The 17,830-nt window shown below is 53.4% G+C and carries 23 protein-coding genes and 1 pseudogene; 11 read left to right on the top strand and 13 right to left on the bottom strand.

Features of this window, described 5'->3' with window-relative positions; translation table 11 throughout:
- Positions 1-229 (top strand): annotated as a pseudogene (locus ACNKIB_RS11095) (isocitrate lyase); the annotation flags it as partial.
- Positions 230-435: 206 nt separating this feature from the next.
- Here the strand turns inward: ACNKIB_RS11095 and ACNKIB_RS11090 are convergent.
- Positions 436-843, bottom strand: coding sequence for a HEPN domain-containing protein (locus ACNKIB_RS11090; RefSeq protein WP_417910620.1), 408 nt, complete (start codon positions 841-843; stop codon positions 436-438).
- Positions 840-1,187: a nucleotidyltransferase domain-containing protein gene (locus tag ACNKIB_RS11085; protein ID WP_417910619.1), complete on the bottom strand. Its 348-nt coding sequence runs from the start codon at positions 1,185-1,187 to the stop codon at positions 840-842. Before ACNKIB_RS11085 ends, ACNKIB_RS11090 begins: the two co-directional genes overlap by 4 nt.
- Here ACNKIB_RS11085 and ACNKIB_RS11080 point away from each other — a divergent pair.
- A complete protein-coding gene (locus tag ACNKIB_RS11080) occupies positions 1,169-2,863 on the top strand; it encodes a class I tRNA ligase family protein (protein WP_417910622.1) in 1,695 nt (564 codons plus the stop codon). The genes ACNKIB_RS11085 and ACNKIB_RS11080 overlap by 19 nt on opposite strands.
- 45 nt (positions 2,864-2,908) lie before the next feature.
- Here the strand turns inward: ACNKIB_RS11080 and ACNKIB_RS11075 are convergent, their stop codons facing one another.
- Complete coding sequence (locus ACNKIB_RS11075) at positions 2,909-3,085, bottom strand: type II toxin-antitoxin system HicA family toxin (protein ID WP_417910618.1); 177 nt, start codon at positions 3,083-3,085, stop codon at positions 2,909-2,911.
- Entirely contained in the window at positions 3,082-3,261 is a 180-nt protein-coding gene (locus ACNKIB_RS11070) for a type II toxin-antitoxin system HicB family antitoxin (RefSeq protein ID WP_417910621.1), read from the bottom strand. The genes ACNKIB_RS11075 and ACNKIB_RS11070 overlap by 4 nt, the downstream gene beginning before the upstream one ends.
- Positions 3,262-3,498: 237 nt before the next feature.
- Between ACNKIB_RS11070 and ACNKIB_RS11065 the strand changes: the two genes are divergently transcribed.
- The 4 genes from ACNKIB_RS11065 (at position 3,499) to ACNKIB_RS11050 (ending at position 6,273) form a co-directional block, all read left to right on the top strand.
- The gene (locus tag ACNKIB_RS11065; RefSeq protein WP_417910617.1) at positions 3,499-4,710 is read left to right on the top strand and encodes an NB-ARC domain-containing protein; all 1,212 of its coding nucleotides are present in this window, start codon (positions 3,499-3,501) and stop codon (positions 4,708-4,710) included.
- Positions 4,703-5,683, top strand: a complete 981-nt coding sequence (locus ACNKIB_RS11060) for a tetratricopeptide repeat protein (protein WP_417910616.1) — start codon at positions 4,703-4,705, stop codon at positions 5,681-5,683. The genes ACNKIB_RS11065 and ACNKIB_RS11060 overlap by 8 nt, the downstream gene beginning before the upstream one ends.
- Before the next feature lie 223 nt (positions 5,684-5,906).
- On the top strand, positions 5,907-6,047 hold the full coding sequence (locus tag ACNKIB_RS11055) for a hypothetical protein (protein WP_417910615.1): 141 nt from the start codon (positions 5,907-5,909) through the stop codon (positions 6,045-6,047).
- Positions 6,048-6,078: 31 nt separating this feature from the next.
- A complete protein-coding gene (locus tag ACNKIB_RS11050; protein WP_417910614.1) occupies positions 6,079-6,273 on the top strand; it encodes a hypothetical protein in 195 nt (64 codons plus the stop codon).
- A gap of 165 nt (positions 6,274-6,438) precedes the next feature.
- On the opposite strand, the gene pgl is transcribed toward ACNKIB_RS11050, so the two are convergent.
- Together pgl and ACNKIB_RS11040 are read right to left on the bottom strand one after the other, a co-directional pair.
- Complete coding sequence (gene pgl / locus ACNKIB_RS11045) at positions 6,439-7,131, bottom strand: 6-phosphogluconolactonase (RefSeq protein ID WP_417910613.1); 693 nt, start codon at positions 7,129-7,131, stop codon at positions 6,439-6,441.
- An 8-nt stretch (positions 7,132-7,139) separates the two neighbouring features.
- Positions 7,140-7,865: a DUF1566 domain-containing protein gene (locus ACNKIB_RS11040; protein ID WP_417910612.1), complete on the bottom strand. Its 726-nt coding sequence runs from the start codon at positions 7,863-7,865 to the stop codon at positions 7,140-7,142.
- A 153-nt stretch (positions 7,866-8,018) separates the two neighbouring features.
- Between ACNKIB_RS11040 and ACNKIB_RS11035 the strand changes: the two genes are divergently transcribed.
- The gene (locus ACNKIB_RS11035; RefSeq protein ID WP_417910611.1) at positions 8,019-8,546 is read left to right on the top strand and encodes a hypothetical protein; all 528 of its coding nucleotides are present in this window, start codon (positions 8,019-8,021) and stop codon (positions 8,544-8,546) included.
- An 89-nt stretch (positions 8,547-8,635) separates the two neighbouring features.
- Here the strand turns inward: ACNKIB_RS11035 and ACNKIB_RS11030 are convergent, their stop codons facing one another.
- Positions 8,636-9,301: a CvpA family protein gene (locus ACNKIB_RS11030; protein ID WP_417910610.1), complete on the bottom strand. Its 666-nt coding sequence runs from the start codon at positions 9,299-9,301 to the stop codon at positions 8,636-8,638.
- Between the two features lie 65 nt (positions 9,302-9,366).
- Here ACNKIB_RS11030 and ACNKIB_RS11025 point away from each other — a divergent pair, with 65 nt between their 5' ends.
- The gene (locus tag ACNKIB_RS11025) at positions 9,367-10,116 is read left to right on the top strand and encodes a 4'-phosphopantetheinyl transferase family protein (RefSeq protein WP_417910609.1); all 750 of its coding nucleotides are present in this window, start codon (positions 9,367-9,369) and stop codon (positions 10,114-10,116) included.
- A complete protein-coding gene (gene mutM / locus ACNKIB_RS11020) occupies positions 10,109-10,963 on the top strand; it encodes a bifunctional DNA-formamidopyrimidine glycosylase/DNA-(apurinic or apyrimidinic site) lyase (RefSeq protein ID WP_417910608.1) in 855 nt (284 codons plus the stop codon). The genes ACNKIB_RS11025 and mutM overlap by 8 nt, the downstream gene beginning before the upstream one ends.
- Before the next feature lie 120 nt (positions 10,964-11,083).
- Here mutM and ACNKIB_RS11015 read toward each other — a convergent pair whose 3' ends face one another.
- From ACNKIB_RS11015 to ACNKIB_RS11000, 4 genes are all read right to left on the bottom strand, one after another.
- Complete coding sequence (locus ACNKIB_RS11015; RefSeq protein WP_417910607.1) at positions 11,084-12,751, bottom strand: NlpC/P60 family protein; 1,668 nt, start codon at positions 12,749-12,751, stop codon at positions 11,084-11,086.
- Between the two features lie 245 nt (positions 12,752-12,996).
- A complete protein-coding gene (locus ACNKIB_RS11010; RefSeq protein WP_417910606.1) occupies positions 12,997-13,431 on the bottom strand; it encodes a CZB domain-containing protein in 435 nt (144 codons plus the stop codon).
- A 132-nt stretch (positions 13,432-13,563) separates the two neighbouring features.
- Entirely contained in the window at positions 13,564-14,019 is a 456-nt protein-coding gene (locus tag ACNKIB_RS11005) for a CZB domain-containing protein (RefSeq protein ID WP_417910605.1), read from the bottom strand.
- Between the two features lie 84 nt (positions 14,020-14,103).
- The gene (locus ACNKIB_RS11000) at positions 14,104-14,553 is read right to left on the bottom strand and encodes a hypothetical protein (RefSeq protein ID WP_417910604.1); all 450 of its coding nucleotides are present in this window, start codon (positions 14,551-14,553) and stop codon (positions 14,104-14,106) included.
- Between the two features lie 190 nt (positions 14,554-14,743).
- On the opposite strand from ACNKIB_RS11000, the gene ACNKIB_RS10995 reads away from it, so the two are divergent.
- Positions 14,744-15,094 carry a hypothetical protein gene (locus tag ACNKIB_RS10995; RefSeq protein WP_417910603.1) on the top strand — a complete coding sequence of 117 codons (351 nt, stop codon included), beginning with the start codon at positions 14,744-14,746 and terminating at the stop codon, positions 15,092-15,094.
- A 258-nt stretch (positions 15,095-15,352) separates the two neighbouring features.
- A complete protein-coding gene (locus ACNKIB_RS10990) occupies positions 15,353-15,580 on the top strand; it encodes a hypothetical protein (RefSeq protein WP_417910602.1) in 228 nt (75 codons plus the stop codon).
- 178 nt (positions 15,581-15,758) lie between these two features.
- Here ACNKIB_RS10990 and ACNKIB_RS10985 read toward each other — a convergent pair whose 3' ends face one another.
- Positions 15,759-16,655, bottom strand: a complete 897-nt coding sequence (locus tag ACNKIB_RS10985; protein WP_417910601.1) for a nucleotidyltransferase — start codon at positions 16,653-16,655, stop codon at positions 15,759-15,761.
- Positions 16,656-16,668: 13 nt separating this feature from the next.
- Positions 16,669-17,616 (bottom strand): patatin-like phospholipase family protein, encoded by a 948-nt coding sequence (locus ACNKIB_RS10980; protein ID WP_417910600.1) that lies wholly within the window; start codon positions 17,614-17,616, stop codon positions 16,669-16,671.
- Positions 17,617-17,830 lie beyond the last annotated feature (214 nt).

The following is a 17,830-nucleotide window of genomic DNA, read 5'->3' as shown; positions in this document are numbered from 1 at the left end:
TTTTGAACTTGCGGAAAGTTACGTAAAACGCGGCATGGGAGCCTATGCCGACTTTCAGAACAAGGAATTCCTCGCGGCTGAACGCGGATTCACGAGCGTAAGGCATCAAGCAGAAGTTGGTACAGAAGTATTTGATTTTATCAATACATGTGTCGGAACAAGCACCACCAATGCAATGATCGAAAGTACAGAAGCAGCTCAATTTAAATGCAAGAGTAGAGCTTCGTAGTAAACTTCTTCAGCGCGTTCAAGCCGGTAGCGAATTTGTAATTCACAACACTACACTCTCTCTTTCCACCGCCTCTTTAAACATCAGCACATCATATTCAGGCGAAGTCCATCCCTGCCTGCTTCGTATGATACTGCTACCTCGTCGTTTTCCAATTCAACCTCTTGCAGACTATCCTCAGCAGGATAGCGGAAAGAGAGGACAGTCTACTGGGCAGTAACCTTTCTATTTTTTTCAATAAGTTCTAAAACTATATCAATAAACAATCTGACTCTTTCTATCCAAGGTTCGACATCCTCAGCCGCATAACGGACAAAATCAATATAGTCTCCCTCTTGCCTGGCATCAAACAACCTGCTGTATAACCTTCCCAATTCTTTGTCAAGAATTCCTGTCTTGATGAAATGCTGATTGAAATACGCCTTGATGCCGCTGTGTTTTCCTGATGAAAAATCGTGCTGTTGCAGCAAAGCACTGACCGCATAAAAGCAGGCGTAATACAACCTATTGGCGCAGGTGTTCCAGTGTTTTTCGCGCTGCATCAGCAGAGCTTCCTGATAGGTTTCTTCAGCGCGTTCAAGCCGATAGCAGATAATCTCCTCCTTGTAGTTCACAGTTCTACACCCTCTTTTTCCACCACTTCTTTAAACGGCAACGCATCATATTCAGGCGAAGACCACTCCTGTCTGCTTCGAATAATGCTGCTCACCACTTCATCATTAGCTAATTCAACATCATAGAGGCTGTCCTTCAGCTCTGTCACTGTCTGCTTGTCAAGTGGATGATCAGCGATGATCAGAAAATCCCAGTCAGAGTCCTGCCGGGCTTCATTGCGGACACGGGAACCATGCAGAATCACTTTCGCATCAGGAACCAAACGATGCACTTTTTCCCTCACTTGATGCAGAAAATGCAGGACATGCGGAGAATTGTTCTCCCATTGTAGAACCGGCTTCATGCTGTTTCCTCCCCAAAAAAAAATGTGAACCTTCAGCATTCATTATAGATGGATGCAGCGCATCTATCAAGCGCATCGAGCCGACCACCTCCAAGCAGTGGTTCGTCTCCGTGCGCCCGCTGGCGGACAAGGGCGTGGCCGCTGTGCGCGAGGGCCGCATCAGGCTCTACCCCGACACGTGGTACAACACCTTTTATGCGTGGATGGACAACATTCGCGACTGGTGCATCTCGCGGCAAATCTGGTGGGGCCATCGCATCCCGGCGTGGAACTGCCTCGAATGCGGCAAGCTGATCGTCGCCAGCGAGGAGCCGACCTTCTGCACCCGCTGCGGCAAGCCCTATCTGGAGCAGGAGCACGACGTTTTAGACACCTGGTTCAGCTCCGCCCTCTGGCCTTTCTCCACCCTTGGCTGGCCGGAGAACACCCAGGAGTTGCAGACCTTTTACCCCACCTCGGTGCTGATCACCAGCTTCGACATCCTCTTCTTCTGGGTAGCGCGGATGATGATGATGGGCCTGCACTTCATGGACGAGGTGCCGTTCCGCGACGTGTATTTGCACGCCCTCGTGCGCGACAAGCAGGGCAAGAAGATGTCCAAGTCCACCGGCAACGTCATTGACCCGCTGGACATGATCAAGCAATACGGCACCGATGCCTTCCGCTTCACGCTCACCGCCTTTGCCGCGCAGGGCCGTGAGATCAGGATGGATGAGGAGCGCATTGATGGCTACCGCCGCTTCATCAACAAGCTGTGGAATGCGGCCCGCTTCGCCCAGATGCACATCAAGGAGAGCGAGCCGGGTATTGTTGCGGTGGCGGACAGTCCTGCTGATCTTGCCCTGCCGCACCGCTGGATATTGAGCCGCACCAACGCCACCATCCTCGACGTGCGCAAGGCCTTGGACGGCTACGACTTCAACCTGATCGCCTCGGCCATCTACCAGTTCACCTGGCACGAGTTCTGCGACTGGTACGTGGAGTGGATCAAGGCGGATTTGTTCAGCGACAACGCAGCGGCGCGGGAGCAGGCACGTGGCGTGCTACTCTGCGTGCTGGAGCATATCCTGAAAATGCTGCATCCGATCTGCCCCTTTGTCACCGAGGAGATTTGGAGCCAGCTGCCGGGCACACGCGGCACCATCATGCTGGAGCCGTTCCCCGAAGAAAGACCTCTCTGGGAGAACGCCGAGGCCGAGCAGTCCATGCAGCTGCTGATGGAAGTCATCACCGCGATTCGGACTATCCGCAGCGAGGCGGACGTGCATCCGAGCGCGAAGGTGCAGGCCGTGCTGATCTGCCCGGACGCAGGCAAGCGCGAGTTGCTGCGCTCCTTCAGCGGCTCCATCTGCGCTATGACCCGCGCTGAAGCATTGGAGATTGCGGAATCCGGCGCGGTGCCTGATGATGCCGGTCACGCCTTGGTGTGCGGCGTTGAGGTGGTGGTGCCGCTCAAGGAGCTGATTGACGTGGATGCCGAGCTGGACAAGCTGGCCCGCGAGCGCAAGGTGCTGGAGCAGGACTTGCAGCGGGTGCGCGGCAAGCTGGGCAATGACAACTTCCTCAGCAATGCCCCGCCGGACGTAGTTGCCAAGGAGCAGGCCAAGCTGGAGGAGCTGAACGCGCGTCTGGCGAAGAACGAGGAGTCGAGGGAGAGGTTGGGGAAGGGTAGGTAGAGGAGAAAGGAGGGGGCAGGTATGTTGCCTGCCCTTGCAACCAGCCTACAGGGCAAGATGTTTCCGAATGTGCCTTGCAAGCTGATCATCTATCTCGGAATGCCTTGGCACGGGCTGCTTGTTGCCATTGTTCGGATTCAGATAGATATCGTGGTTCGCTCCATGACGAAGGAGGAGGCAGCCATGACTTTCCAGATATCTGATGAACTCCTTCCTCTTCATACAACTATTTCTTTAGTCTGGTAGTCTTCAGGCACTTCGTCCATCGCCATCAACAGGTATGCCTCTTTTATATTTGCCTCCAGCTCTTCCAGCGTCTCTCCCTGCGTCATGATTTCCGGGTGCTCAAGCAGCTTGCCCAGCCAGAACCTCTCAGACTTCCAGTAGATCATATTCATCCTGCTGTTCATGATCATTGCGCCTCCATGCAAAGAATTCCGCACCTGCCCCCGCAGGGCAACATCACCCAGCAGTGCGCCATTTCTTCATTGTACACAGAAAGAAGAAGGGCAGCAAGGTCTCCAGCTATGAACAACACCCAGGAAGCCTTAGTTTGAAGAGCTGCTGGCGAAAGACCAGCTATTCTGGTATGATTGGACACATTGCTGACCAAATTCAAACCAATGAGGGCGGACATGGGGCAGACCTTTGACAACAGCGGCAGAGGTGAGCAGAACATTGCTCAAGGGGATGAGGCCATCGGCAAGCAAGTGAATATCAATCAGGATATGAAGGGGGATAGCAATATTGTCGCAGGCAGCGGGAATATCAACATTGAGCAGTATTATGCTGCTTCGGCTCCGCCGCCCATCATTCCCAGCCTCCTGCCCTCTGCGCCCAACCTGTTCATTGGTCGTGACAATGACATGGCCGCGCTGCGGCAGCGTCTCTTTGGCGAGCCGTCAACAACGCTGATCACCAGTGTGCGGGGATGGCCCGGCATTGGCAAGACCACGCTGGCCGCAGCTATGGCGCATGATGCCGAAGTGAAGAAGGCGTTCCCTGATGGCGTGCTGTGGACGGCCTTGGGCATGTCGCCGAATCCCTTGGCAGGATTAGGGCAATGGCTGCTTGCCTTTGGTGATGACCCACAGCGGTATCAGCGCATTGAAGAGCGGCAGAACCGGCTTGCCGGGCTGCTGCGCGACCGCCGGATGCTGCTGATCATAGATGACGTGTGGCAAGCCGCCGATGCGCAGCCTTTCCTTGTCGGCGGGCAGTTGTGCCGGACGCTGCTCACCAACCGTGAACCTGATGTGGCTCGGAAGCTCGGTCTGCCAGATAAGGCGGTGTACCTCATCGAAAAGCTGACCGAGGAGGCTTCTATCAAACTGATCTGCGAGCTTTCGCCTGATTCAGTGGCGCAGGATCAGGAGGGTGTGCGGCGGCTGGTGCAAGAGCTGGAAGGGCTGCCGCTGGCCCTACAGGTTGCTGGCAGACTACTCAAAGCCGAAGCTAAGATGGGATGGGGAGTCAAGGAGTTACTGGACGAGCTGGCTGAAGGCACTCGTCTGCTGCAAGAAGACGCGCCCGCAGATTGCACTGATCTGTCCAGCCAGACCACGCCCACCGTGGCGGTTCTGCTGCGGAAAAGCACAGACCGTCTTGATGCGCTGACCCAGAAGCAGTTTGCTTTCTTGGGAGTCTTTGCACCTAAACCGGCAACCTTTGATCGTGCTGCCATAGCGGCTGCGTGGGGTGTTGATGATCCGCGTCCGGCAATCCGCGAGCTGGAGAAGCGCGGCCTGCTGGAGCCGTATCAGGAGGATGGCGAGGTGCGCTTTCAGATGCACGCGCTCCTGACAGTTCATGCCAAAACCATGTGGGAGGCCATTGCAAATGCCTGAACATGCGGTTTCAAGTGCTGAACTGACCGGAGTATGCCAACGGCTTGCTGCGCACTACACTGCATTGGCAGAAAAGGAGAGTGCTCGCGGAGCGGCGGGGTATGCCCGTCTGGACAAAGAACAGATGCAATGCCTGCGATTACTGGAGAGTTGCCTGAATAGCGGCCTGTGGAAGCAGGTTCGTGACTTAGCTGAAGCAATCAACACTTATCTAGACCGGCAGGGACATTGGACAGAAAAGCTGACTGCTGTAGGTATGAGACTGACTGCGGCCCGTCAGTCAGGCGACCGAGATGATGAAATGTGGTCTTTGTATAGTCTTGGATACACCTACGATAGGTGCGGGGAACAGGAAAAGGCTTTGGCGTGGGCCAAGCAAAGCCTGTCAATAGCCCGTGAGCTGCAACATAAGGAAGGGGAAGGTTGGATATTAAACAACATGGCAGATATTTATCGACAGCAGGGCAAGTACAAGCAGGCTTTGGAGCAATTCCAGAAGAGCCTAACAATAATGCAAGAGATTGGAGACAAAGAGGGAGAAGGCATGACTCTTAATAATATTGGAATGGTTTATTACAATCAAAACGATTACAAGACAGCCTTAGAATATTACGAGAAGTGTCTCCCTATCAGTAAAAAAGTTGGCGACCAAACCAGAGAAGGCATAACATATAACAATATCGCCACGGTATATCGCATGAAAGGCGATACTACAAAGGCGTTGGAATATTACAAACAAGATTTATCAATATGTCAGCAGCTCGGTGACAAGGCAGGAGAGGCGCAAAGCCGCTGGAACTTTGGACTCACCTATGAAGACATAGGCGACTTGGCCAAGGCAGATGAATACATCAGCCAAGCCGTGCAGATCGCGGAGACTATTGACCATCCCAAACTGGAAGAATACCGCAAGGGATTGGCACGGGTGCGGGCAGCGCGGCAAGCGGCGCAAGGAAAGGGCGGAGAGGCGTAGCTCTTCGCAGGAGACACCAGAGTATCTCCTCAAAGAGTCAGCAGAGTGACTCCACCCGAGTCAGCAGAGTGACTCCACCCGAGTCAGCAGAGTATCTCCCCCTGAGACACTATAGTGACTCCACCTGAGTCAGCAGAGTGACTCCATGAGAGTCAGCGTAGTGTCTCCACAGGAGTGACCAGAGTGTCTCCGAAAGCGAGGCCAGAGTCCGGCGCAGTGCCTGATGATGCCGGTCATGCGCTTAGTGAGCGGCGTTGAGGTGGTGGTGCCGCTCAACGAGCTGATTGACGTGGAGGCGGAATTGGACAAGCTGGAGGAGCTGAACGCGCGTCTGGCGAAGAACGAGGAGATCAAGGAATCCTAATTGAAGGCAGCCAGGTTTCAGTCTGCTTGACATGACCGAAGGCGGCAGTACAGGCGATGCGGTCAGGGTGAGTAGTAACGGCGCATACACTTTGCCTGGTTACACTGGATCACCACTGAAGGATTTAGAACTCACCGTCAATGATTACGCTGCCCTACTGAATATGGTCAGGACAGACTATGTTGGCAGAGTGGTGGATATACTGGATGTGGTGCCGGGGACGTAAGGGTTCAGCGCATCCAAGGACTGGAGCTAGTCATCAGCATTGGGTGGATATCGTCTTAGCACCTTTGGATGTTCCCCCAAGCAGCTTTTACTCGTCCAAAAGCTCGCTACAAACGTCTGAATGCTCCATTTACACGTGTACAAACAGCTTGCAGCGGTCAAGGTTCTACGGTGCCCAATACACCGCGACCGGCACGGTTTGCTGGCGGAGGATAAAGCGGATCGGCATTTCTTCGGGCGGGCCAGCAGCCAATGCTCTTTCCAGTACGGCCTTCTTGTCCTGCCCGGTGATGTGGAGAATGAGCTTTTTCGCCTCTAAAATGGCGGGCAAGGTCAAACTCATTCGCTCATAGGGCGCAGTCTGCGGCCTGAGCGCAAGGCACCTCTGGCCGCAATTCATATCCACAGCCTGGGCAAGCTGCGCTGCGCAGGGAAAGAGCGAGGCGGTGTGGCCGTCATTGCCCATGCCCAGGATGACTGCGGTGAAAGGTCGCGGGATCTCCTGCAAACGGCTTGCGCACTCCGCCACACCTTCCTCTGCGGTGCTTGCTGCGGTTTTCAGGCCAATAAAGGTGGCGGCAGCGGCCTGTCTTTGCAACAAATGCTTGCGGACAAGCTGTTCATTAGCATCTGGAGACGACGGCGCAACCCAGCGTTCATCCACCAGCGTGATGACCACGTGCTGCCAAGGAAGTTCCAGCTCTGCCAAACGCTCAAACAGCGGCAGCGGTGTCGAGCCGCCAGACACTGCGAGGCTTGCTCGGCCTTGTTGAGCAATGTCTGTGCGCAAGCCAGCCACAATCTGCTCTGCCAGCTCGTTGACCAGCGTCTGCCGATCAGAGAACGTGCGAATCTCCATTTCTTCTCCTATTGTCCGTTGCGTACAGGCCAGACACGGTAGTTGTTCGTCTTAGCATTGTTGCCAGCTTGTCCGTAGTTGAAGTTCACATACCAAGCCTGGGCAGGATTAGCAGCATAAGAACTAGATGACCAGTAGTAACCCGATGCTACGCTGGAAAAGAGATTACCATCGCTCCACTTGTCATTCCCAGTCGCATTACTGAGAGCAGGATTAGTATAACCAAGATGGATAAGACTGAGCAGCTCGTTTCTGTTCGGTAGCCGCCAGTTCCCTGCTATGGAATTATCAGCCAGACCGCAGAAACCCTGCGCCAGCTGATTGGCCGCAGATAACGCATTGCTCCAGGAACGGGTGTTCTCTCCAGTGACATCACCGCTGAAGAACTCCGTGCAGTTTGCATTCTTCAGCCAGATCAAACCAGTGAACTGGTCTGTTACAGTTCCATCGCCATTATCAGTAAAGCGGGGACTGGGCAACTCTGCGCCCTTTTTCAGTTCGCCATCTTGCCCTGGAGGACGGGTTGGTTGCGTACAGCTGGCATCCCATTCCCAAGCACCATTATTATCCCAAGTACATTCGGTCTGGCCAGTTTTAGGGATTGGCGAGCAAGCTGGGGCTGGGCCATTGTTTGCACCAACTGGAATGACATAAAACCCTGCGGACGTGGAGACAGGGGCGGCCAGCGTAGCACTCAGCAGCCCAACAGCAAGGGATGGATTTATGGTCTTCATTGGTTGCCTCCTTGGGTGTTTGATAGTTGAGAAGAACTGCCCATTGCTGCTCACTGTGTTGTGCTTTGGTAAATTGTTGCCCCAGTCATTGCAGCTCTTTTGCTGAACAGGTACAGTGTTGCATAAGATTCCCTATCATCCTGGAGGCAAACTATGGTTTCAGCCAACGAACTGTTGACGAAGCGCAAACCTATGGTCATCGGCATAGCCCTGGCCCTGATCCTGATCAGCTGGCTTTGCTGGTATTTCTCTGACAAGCAGGTGATTAAACGCCAGCTTATTGGGTTAAGCTGGGAGATAGGCAAAAAGAATCGGCAGGAAAGCACTATGGAAACCGCCCTCAAGATGCGGGAGGTCAAGGCTGTGCTGGCAGACAACTGCACCTTGGTCGTTCCTGAGCGCAACAAGTACGCCGAATCAGTGGAAAGGGACATGGCCATCATCTATCTGATGCATTACCGTGACCGCTACGAGGTGCTGACCGTTACTTTTGAGGAGATGGACATTACCTTCCCGGCCAAAGGCGAGGCTGTAGTCCAGAGCAAGGTTGTGCTGCAAAAGCAGACGGGCCAACCGCCTCCCGCAGAGGTGACGGCTCCGGTCAAGTTGACCATGAAGAAGCAGGACGGCGACTGGCTGCTGACCCAGGCTGAGGTCGCCGCTGCTTTGCTGGATAACTAACTCACGTTACGCAGTGTCAAAGAGTCCGAGGCTCCTCTGGCTAAAACTCTGAGGTTCCTATCTGTAGAGTAGCTGCGTAACATGAGTAATTAACGCTTCACTGGCCCTTGGCTGTTTTGTTGCTCTGGCACGGGCGGGGTGATAGGTTCAACCTGATCAGGGATCGTTGTTGATTCTACCTTCTTCGTCTCAGCAGGAGCCTGCGTTTTGCTGGGCTTCTTCTCCTGCGCGTTAGCCTTCTGCGCGGGTCTTGGCTTGAGATCATTACGAACACCGACATCGCGGATAAACTGGCGGATGATCTCTGCGCCTTGGTTCAGATAGGGAACAGCCACTGAACCCTCAAACAACGGATGCGCGGACGGCAGCACAGCAGCGAGAAACATGTACAGCAGCACTGTCACCAAGGCTCCTCGAACTACGCCCAAGATCCCCCCAGTGATACGGTTGAGCCAGCCCAGCAGATTGACCTCCAGAACATTGTGCAGCCAGTGACCGATGAGGGTGAAAAACAAGGCGAAGAGGAGAAACAGGCCACCAAAGCTGACCAGAAAGACCGCGCCAGGCCGCTCAATGAATTGCTGCACATAGGGGATAACTTGGCTGACATATTCCCCAGCCAGCCAGTAACTGCCAACCAGGGCCACAGTAGCTGCCAGCTGCCGGACAAAGCCGATACAAAGGCCGCGCAGGAGAAAGAATGTCAGGAGAGCGGCAATGCTGTAATCAAACGTGGTTATGTCATTCAGTGGCATCTGGTTCACCGTTGTACGGAAGTTTTCTGGAAAGGGCTATCAGGGATGTTATTATACTGCCTACTATGAAGATCACAACCAATACTTACCCAGAAAATACTGCGCCGCTGCTTGAGTCTTTTTTCCCAATCCCCTGCGCTTGGGGCCGTCTTTATGCTGATGCCCAACAGCGTGTCGCTTTAGTTGATCTTGATCAGCTTCAGGAGCACGAGGCCGAGCTGCTGCTTTCCGAGGCCGAGCGGGAGTTCTTGCAGAGGTTCCGTTATCCCAAACGGCGGCGGGAATGGCTGGGCGGAAGAGTCGCAGCCAAAACCGCTTTGCTCACTCTGCATGAACCAGAGGCCTTCCAGCAGTTGACCATCCTCCCTAATGAACACGGCAGGCCAATGGTGAGCGGTGCAGCAAAAAGCAGCGCAGCACTTTCCATCACCCACAGTGGCAGCTATGCTGCTGCCTTAGCTGTGCAGGGGGCCAGCTGCGGCATTGATCTTCAGGAGATATCCGATAAGCTCCCTTCCTTGACTGGCTATTTTGCCGCAGCTACTGAACTGGAACTTCTTGCCCAGCAGCCAAAGCTCGGTAGCGAAGAAACTGCACTGACCATGCTCTGGGCAGTAAAGGAGGCTGTGAAAAAGAGTGTGCTCACAGATCAGCCGGGAATCTTTGCAGGCATAACAGTCGAGCGGATCATTGCTGTTCGGGAACACGTTTGGCAATTTGAGTGCGCGGTGCAGGGGTACTTACAACAGTCGGCGATGGTGTATGATCTTTCCCCTTATGTGTTAGCTTTGACCATAACCAATAACCATGCCTGAACTCCCCGAAGTAGAAGTCACCCGTTTGGGACTGCTTCCTCATCTCCTAGAGCAAAACATTACCGCCGTCTTCTGGTCAGGCAAGCAGCTGCGCCTACCCATGCCTGTGAACTTGCTCGATGAGTGCATCTGCGGCAGCACGGTTATTGCTATTGACCGCCGGGCAAAGTATTTACTCATCCGCATGAACAATGCCAGCGTGCTGATGCTGCATCTTGGCATGACCGGCAGATTAGGTATCTTCCCCAGAGCAACAGCGCGGGCTACCCACGACCACCTCGGCTTACTCCTCAACAATGGCCTGGAGCTGCGCTTACATGATGCCCGCCGTTTTGGCAGTGTCACGGTCTGGCCAAGCAAGCAGGCCGCGCAACTGGAAGAGGCCTTCAGCCTGCGCCAAGGGCTGGAGCCTTTTGGCCCGGATTTCACTGCGGCTAACTTGGCTCGCTTGGCCGGGCAACGCAAGCAGCCGGTCAAGACCTTTCTTATGGATGCGCGGCAGATCAGCGGTATTGGCAATATCTACGCCAATGAAACCCTGTTCGCGGCTGGTGTGCATCCACAAGTTCCCGTAAATCTCCTGAACGCGGAACAGTGGCAACGCATTACGACCTGCGCCGTTGCCATTCTGAATCGAGCGATAGCAGCAGGCGGCTCAACAATCAGTGATTTCCTCGGCTCCAGTGGTCAAGCTGGCCATTTTCAGCTTCAATTCGCAGTGTATGGCAAGAAAGATCAGCCTTGCCCTGTTTGCGGACAGAAGATTCACCGGGAAAACCTCGGTGGACGAGCAACGTTCTTCTGTTTAGCCTGCCAGCCCTTATCTGCTGTGGCAAATCTGCTTTAACGTCTCTCTTCTTGGTGATAATCTTCGCCAGGAAGCCTCAAAGCCTCTTCTTGGAAGAAGGGAAAAGCAAACGCCCTGAATCCGGGGCGAGGGGATTCAGGGCTGCCTTAAAGACTGAAGCTACTCAACAACAAATTCTTTGCCCTGAACGTTGTTGCTGTGATCTGATTCCGACACTTGGGTTTCACCATTGGCGATGAAATACATCACATACCTGCCTGGAGGCATGTTGGCCAAGTCATCGCCCTCTTTGTTCTCTTCCGTCACGCACTGTCCCTCAGAAAGGCCGTCATCAGTGTCGCCGTCAAAGGGCGTAAAGCCGGTGCCATCGCAGTTAGCATAGGCCCACATTGCCCGTGTCTTTGGAGATACTCCAGAAACCCCGCATAGCTGGGCTTTAGGGTGCATTTCGTCTCCCTGTTTGATAGTGTCAGGGAATTCAATGGATGTTGCTGCCAAATCGAAGCTGCCTGTGGCAGGTAGGCTCGCCATTGGATTAAGAATAACGCAGGCTGGTTGAGCTGTCACCGTAATCGGCAGCTCTGCTGTGCAGTTGTTCCCCTCGTCAGTCTCCGGGATAGCCTGTTCATAGTCAGCGCAGGCGCGGAAGACATAATCGCCACCGACCGACGGGGCTTTCAATCCCCGGCTTTCGTCGATCACCTCGACCTTAGTGGAGTTCGGCGCAAGCTGGGCCAAGGTGGAACCCTCATCTGTCACCTTCTGCCAAACGTCGCCTGTGCCCGGCCCTTTGATTTCATAGCTGGTACGGCAGCCATTCCAGGGGTATTCCGTGCCAATGTTGGAGAGTTCTGCCTGAAGGCCGTAGCTCTCGCCTGCCTGAAGCGCGGTTTTGCCGCCAGTCAGGGTCAAGTTGTTGCTGATCAGGTCAACATTGCGGGCTGGGCCGTAATCAACGTAGAACACCGCCGGAGTCGAGCAGTTGTTCGACTTGTGTATTTCTTTCACATCCCCGTCGCCGTTGTCCTGGTCTTTCGGACGATCAGCGCAGACCACGAAGTTGTAGGTCTGGCCTGGGTAAATGTAGCCAGCCGCCGCCCATTGCGGGATATTGAAGATAATCTTCTCGCGCTTGGGCTTGTCCTTCACGTCAAGGTGATCTTTCTTGATTTCCTCGCGGCCTACGCGCACCCATTCAGAGCTACTGTCCTTCTTCTTGCCCTTGGAGAGATAGAAAGGTACTTTTATCTTCTTGGCACTGCCTTCCCAGTCCTTAGTACCAATGTTGTCTGTCCAAGAATGGACGTAGGCAGTCTCGTTTATCTTCCAAGTGTACTTTTCTTTACCGCCACCTTCGTTACCTATGGTGACTTTATTGGTGATGAAGTCGGGCAAACTGCCGGAAGCGGGTGGATCAGTGGGGTCAGTGGAGGTGCCACCTCCTAAACCGGATTCTTGGTCCGGTGTCCAAGCAGTTGGCCATCGCCATCCAAGATATTGTCCACCAGAATCAACACTGCCTGGGCGTACTGTTTTAGGCCAAGCATGGATCATTTGTCCGCCACCAATATATAATCCAACATGGCCATAGCTATTTGATGAAGTCGCGGCAAAAAAGACAAATGCTCCTCTAGGAATATTGCGGTCTGTATGCCTTGCGCCAAGCAAATTGCCATTATACTTCCAAGCCTCTATTGCGCTTCCAACACCAGGAATTTTTGTAGCGTGGTAAGCATCCCTTGTAAAAATCCAACAATAATTATACGTTCCGTCATTGTAAGCACCACTTCCAATTTGATCTTCCGCCCACGAAATAGCATTTTCCATGCTTCTATAGGCATGACTGTTTACAGGAGTGAGGCCAGACAAAAGGAATGCCGCCGGAAGAAGAAAGAACTTCATACGCTTTTTCATAACTAATTCTCCATACGTTTTTTGATGAAATACAGGAACAGACCCCTATGTCTGCCCCCGATTAACCTGCCGCCTTAAAACAGCAAGGCGGACACATAGGCCCGCCTTTTGTATTCCGAGATGAGGGTGATTTAGGATAATTCATCCCAATTCAACGGTTAATGGATATACATCGTTGTAATCATCTTCTGAACCCGCTCCAATTGCTTGATGATCAGCTCGGATTGTTCCTGCAAAAGATGATATTTTGCCATTGCTGCCGCCCGGTTTTCTGCTGTGATCTCAGGCGCAAGCCCAGGCAGTCCGGTGGAACCCGCCGCTCTCTTTTCCTCGCCAAAGAGCAGGGCAACTATTTCCATATAGGTTGTATGCAATCTGGCGTGCAACTCCTCTATTTCTTTAAACCCACTGGCCTTCTTTAACTTTTGCCCTTCGCCATAGTACCATTTGCCAAACGCACACTCAGTTGCCTTGACCGGCACTTTGTCTTGATCAAGAGGAACGCCCTCAATCAAGGCCAGCGCATTGATCACCCATTGTTTATGGGTGCGCACCGCGTTTTGTAATGCCGAAACTACATCCTTGTTATTCACTAGTTTTCTCCTCTCTCAAACTGCTCTCTTGCTTATCATTCAACAAACTGCCGCTGCCATCCATGCCTTGCCCGCAGGGGCAGACGCATCGTTCCGCCCCTGCTTGTCCTCAATGACCTGGCCTGCGCCCTCTTATTCCAGATACATGGCCAATTGTGTTTCGCCCATCGCAGTAATTACTCGCTCCAGCTGCTCCAAGTGCTTGATGATCATCTCGGATTGATCCTGCAAAAGATTATATTTTTCCATTGCCGCTTCTCGTTTCTCGGCAGCAATCTTCTGAGAAAGCCCAAAGAGCTTGCTGAAAAACGACGGCTCGTTGACCTCGCCAAAGAGAATGGCAAAGATTTCCATGTAGGTTCGATGTAAAGCATCGTGCAATGGCTCTATTTCTTTAATCCCATTAATTTTTTTGAGCTTCTGCCCTTCGCTGTAGTACCATCTGCCAAATGCACACTCGGTTGCATTAACCGGCACTTTTTCTTTTTCCAGAGGAACACCCTCAATCAAGGCCAGGGCATTGCTCACCCATTGTTTATGGGAGCGCATCGCGCTTCGTAACGTTTCAATCAACTCATGCTTATCCATTGTTTTTTCTCCGGTCTCAAGTTGCATCATTGATGAGTAGAAAATCAGCTGCCGTTTCCGTGTCTTTTCCCCATTGTTCCCAAATTATACCCTGCCCTCCCTTTCCTCCTCGGTCTTGGCTGGGTGATAAGCAATTTCGTTCGCTTGCCTACCGCCTGCCATCTCGTATTCCTTGCTGTCTTGGCCGTACTTCTCCCCAACTGCGGCCAGCATCCGCGCTGTCAGGAGGTAAAGCTGCGTCTCTGCTGCCTCGAAATTTCTGCGGGCCTCTTCCAACTGGGCAGGCTGGACAGAGTGGCAGATATCAAGCGAGATTTGGGCCGCTGCAATCAGGGCCTCAAACCCCCTGATAGTGAGACCATTGCCCAAATCCAAAGCAGGATTGATCGCCTTGAGGCGAGCGGCGCGTTCCCGCGCATAGGTAATGACTGCTGAGGTCTTGCCAGGCAAGGCCATGAGATTCCCTTCTAAAAAAAGCATGGTTTTCTTGTTGAACCAGAACTTGCAACCATCCAAAGCCTGGTTGCGAATCATTGTGGCGAGCTAGAACTTCTTTCTGGCCAAGCCGCATTCCTTTGCTGCCGAGCCAAACTCCTTTTTTGCCGACTATGAAAGGAGTTTGGCGAGATCCAACTCCTTTCCGGCTCATCAAGAAAGGAGTTCTGCCAAACAAAACTGCTTTGCGGCTCGGCAAAACTCCTTTGCTATTGAACAGAAAAGCAGTTTGGCCAAGCCAGACTCCTCTTCTGCCAAGTACAACTTCTTTGTGGCTGAGTATAACTTTTTTACGGGCAGGCTGTATCCTTCCTTCACTAATGCAAAAACCGCGCCAATTTCGTCAGCTACGCTGAAAAATTCTGCAAAGGCCTATTCTGACACTGCTCTCTTCTTCAGGGATAAAGAAAATTTTTTGTCTCAGAAGAGCAGGCTGGATACTTTTTACTCAACAAGAGGGGGCAGCTGGATAAAAATTACCCAGCCGCAAGGGGACAGGTTCTGCAAGTGGGAGGGGAACAATGTGGCAACACAAAGGGGGGCAGAAAGCTGTTGCTACGAGATGGGCTGGGCGAGTTAAAGGTCGTACAGTTTGATCCGGCTGTCGTCAGTGACAATGCGCAGCCCTTCAACCTTGTTCTGAACAACCAGCATCTGATCATTGTGATGAGTCGTTCATTGCCTGCATCTTCAATGCGCTGCCGCGCCGAGATGCGCTCAAATCAGCAAAGCCTGTCCAAGGTCAGGATGCGCAAGTCCGGCAGAGCAGTCCAGCGAATATTGACTCCGCATCCGGGCATCGCCGTCACGCAGAGGTTTCACCAGAACTTCGGACAACGTGCAGGACGACATTCTGGCCTTCAAGCTGATTGACATGCAGGACGGCGGCGCACAGGGCATGATCGTCCCGGCCACCGGGAACGGGGAATTCGTGCTGCCCGGCTTCAGTGGCTCGGCAGTGAGCAGCCTGAGCATCAAGGTGGAGAACTACGCCGCCTTGAAGACGCTGGTTGTCAACGAGTACGACGGCAGGCTGGTGGATGTGCTGGATGTGAAGATGGGGTGAGGGGGGAGGCGCAGGTCTGAGGAAGCGCAGCGAAAGCAGGCAAGATGAGTCAGCTTTCGTTGCGCTCAAGTATACCTGCTTGGCTAACGTTGAAGTTCAGACGCGTCCTGCCAAGGCCGTTAGCTGGAATGTGTTATGCGGCATTGCGGTTTGACGCAGACAACTAAGCAAAACTTTATCACCATTCATTCCACAACTTAACTGCGGCCTCAACAAACGCGTCGCAATTCGCTTGATTCCAGCAGGTGTGCTGTCCGTCACGCAGCAGGTAATACTGCTCGTTGGCGCAGACGAGATCGGGCTTTGAGGCACCCTGTCGATACCAGTTCAACGTATTCACTACGCACTCTTGGTAGTTGGACGTAAGCTTTTCATTTGGCACGTTGTAGAGGAGACCTTCGATATAGTACGACGGTGCCACGCCCGCCTTGATCAAGACATCATCGACCATTCGGCTGCGCATGTTCTTGAACACACGGGCGAGCGGCTTTAACCATCTCGAAGTGTTTTGGTGCTTCGCCGTCAGATTGGCCGAGTGCTGCTTCGGATAGTTCGCGATCCTTTCGCCCTTGCCGTTCCAGAAGCAAATGCCTTCGACGTACTCGGAGTCGTTCGATGACCGGAACTTGAAGTAGCGGCGGAATTGAATTGCGACGATCACGTCTGCCTTTCGGCGCGAGCCACTGGCATCAATTGCAATAGCTTTGTCGCCAGCCTTTACCGCCGCTGCCCCGTATTGCTCTGTGAGAACTGACAGGACATCGCGTTTGAAGTCGACGTGCGTGTACGTGGCATCACTAAACGCTGACTTGTACGCAGCCTTCTCCTCCTCGGTTAGCGTAGACAGATCGCTCTGAAAGCAATCATCGAGCCGGATGACAATGTCCACGTCGCTTTCGGCGTAGATGTTCGTGTCGTTGCCATACGAGCCTTGGAGAAATACCTTGAAGTTCTTGTCGGCATACGGCGTGGTGCTGGCCTCCAAGACGTTCTTGATTGTGTTGTACGTGTTGCTCGACTGAGTGATAGATCCCTGATGGGACCACGTTTCGAGTTGCGATTCTGGAATTGGCATGTTCTCTCCTTGGCTACATCAAATACTCGCGAAGCTGATTCTCCCGCGACGCGAACGACTCCCGTCCGCGCTGGAACAGGATACCCAGTTTCTTGAGGTCGTGCTCCAGTAGATCGGTCGCCATCTCAGGCGTGACGTATGAGTCGCTGATTCGGATGGTCGGCACGTCATGGAAGAGAATCTGCCGAAGCTGGTCCATCGACTGCGTGTTGATCTCCAGAGTCTTCTGTAGCAGCTGGACGCTGACAAGGCACTTCTTCGCGAGCCACATCTTCAGACTTGGTTTTGGCTCGGGGTAGGTGCCCACGCCAACGCTCACCAACCGAATATTCTTGTGCTCACACCGAAGAGCCTTTACCGCATCGGCGATCGCGTATAGCGTCGGGTTGTTTGCGCAATACCCGCCGTCGATTAGCTCGATGTCCTCACCCATGGAGGTTTTTACAATCGTTCGCTCGAAAAACGGATATGCCGAGCAAGATGCCTTGACAGCATCAGCGATACTCACGCCGAAGCCAGGTGCAAACGTGCCAACACGACCGTGCGCCTGCGCTACACTGCCCTTAAAGATCATCGGGCGCTCTGTCAGCCACTTGGCTGTGATGATCCCGATGCCCGTCTTTACGTCACTGAATGTTGCATCGCCGAAGACCTCACTCGCTAGCTTCATCAAGGCCGCCGACCTTGTCGTAGCGGTCTTCTGCGACATCACGGCAGGCACGTGCTTACGGTATAACTCCAAGATGGAGTCGACGCTGTGGCCTAGCGCGATCAGTGACGCGATGATCGCGCCCGTGCTGGTCCCGAAAACCAAGTTGAACTTGTCATGCAGCCCTCCTCCGACCATTACCTCGATCTCCTTCAGAACACCTAGGGTGTAGAAGCCCTTTGCGCCGCCGCCATCCAGTGTCAGCACACGCAATAATCCGCTTTCGTTTCGTCCCTCCGCTGCCTGAGCCATTGCAACCTACCTCTCGGAAATTGAGCATAAGCAGGGCAGGCACAGGGGCCTGCCCCTACGGGAGATGATGCCCTGCGTAGATACCGTCTTGCCTGTCAAGAGGAAAGACCTCCTGCCAGGCAAGACGGCGGATAATTTGGCTGGTAAGGAAGGCGTGTTTTCAGCACGCCGAAGCAGAGATGAACGAGCTTGCGCATGGCGGCGCAGAGAGCGG

It is taken from the genome of Candidatus Electronema sp. PJ (assembly GCF_048287395.1).
In the GTDB taxonomy this organism is placed as follows: Bacteria; Desulfobacterota; Desulfobulbia; order Desulfobulbales; family Desulfobulbaceae; genus Electronema.
Note: the sequence above shows the minus strand (reverse complement) of the source record. Positions and strands in the feature narration are given on the sequence as shown.

Coding starts and splice junctions, on each gene's coding strand:
- ACNKIB_RS11025 (WP_417910609.1), top strand. CDS start 9,367: ATGAAGATCACAACCAATACTTACCCAGAAAATACTGCGCCGCTGCTT.
- ACNKIB_RS10980 (WP_417910600.1), bottom strand. CDS start 17,616: ATGGCTCAGGCAGCGGAGGGACGAAACGAAAGCGGATTATTGCGTGTG.
- ACNKIB_RS11075 (WP_417910618.1), bottom strand. CDS start 3,085: ATGAAGAGGAAGGAGTTCATCAGATATCTGGAAAGTCATGGCTGCCTC.
- ACNKIB_RS11005 (WP_417910605.1), bottom strand. CDS start 14,019: ATGGATAAGCATGAGTTGATTGAAACGTTACGAAGCGCGATGCGCTCC.
- ACNKIB_RS11030 (WP_417910610.1), bottom strand. CDS start 9,301: ATGCCACTGAATGACATAACCACGTTTGATTACAGCATTGCCGCTCTC.
- ACNKIB_RS11085 (WP_417910619.1), bottom strand. CDS start 1,187: ATGAAGCCGGTTCTACAATGGGAGAACAATTCTCCGCATGTCCTGCAT.
- ACNKIB_RS11035 (WP_417910611.1), top strand. CDS start 8,019: ATGGTTTCAGCCAACGAACTGTTGACGAAGCGCAAACCTATGGTCATC.
- ACNKIB_RS10985 (WP_417910601.1), bottom strand. CDS start 16,655: ATGCCAATTCCAGAATCGCAACTCGAAACGTGGTCCCATCAGGGATCT.
- pgl (WP_417910613.1), bottom strand. CDS start 7,131: ATGGAGATTCGCACGTTCTCTGATCGGCAGACGCTGGTCAACGAGCTG.
- ACNKIB_RS11000 (WP_417910604.1), bottom strand. CDS start 14,553: ATGATTCGCAACCAGGCTTTGGATGGTTGCAAGTTCTGGTTCAACAAG.
- ACNKIB_RS11040 (WP_417910612.1), bottom strand. CDS start 7,865: ATGAAGACCATAAATCCATCCCTTGCTGTTGGGCTGCTGAGTGCTACG.
- ACNKIB_RS11015 (WP_417910607.1), bottom strand. CDS start 12,751: ATGGAAAATGCTATTTCGTGGGCGGAAGATCAAATTGGAAGTGGTGCT.
- mutM (WP_417910608.1), top strand. CDS start 10,109: ATGCCTGAACTCCCCGAAGTAGAAGTCACCCGTTTGGGACTGCTTCCT.
- ACNKIB_RS11055 (WP_417910615.1), top strand. CDS start 5,907: ATGATGCCGGTCATGCGCTTAGTGAGCGGCGTTGAGGTGGTGGTGCCG.
- ACNKIB_RS11060 (WP_417910616.1), top strand. CDS start 4,703: ATGCCTGAACATGCGGTTTCAAGTGCTGAACTGACCGGAGTATGCCAA.
- ACNKIB_RS11050 (WP_417910614.1), top strand. CDS start 6,079: ATGACCGAAGGCGGCAGTACAGGCGATGCGGTCAGGGTGAGTAGTAAC.
- ACNKIB_RS11065 (WP_417910617.1), top strand. CDS start 3,499: ATGGGGCAGACCTTTGACAACAGCGGCAGAGGTGAGCAGAACATTGCT.
- ACNKIB_RS11070 (WP_417910621.1), bottom strand. CDS start 3,261: ATGAATATGATCTACTGGAAGTCTGAGAGGTTCTGGCTGGGCAAGCTG.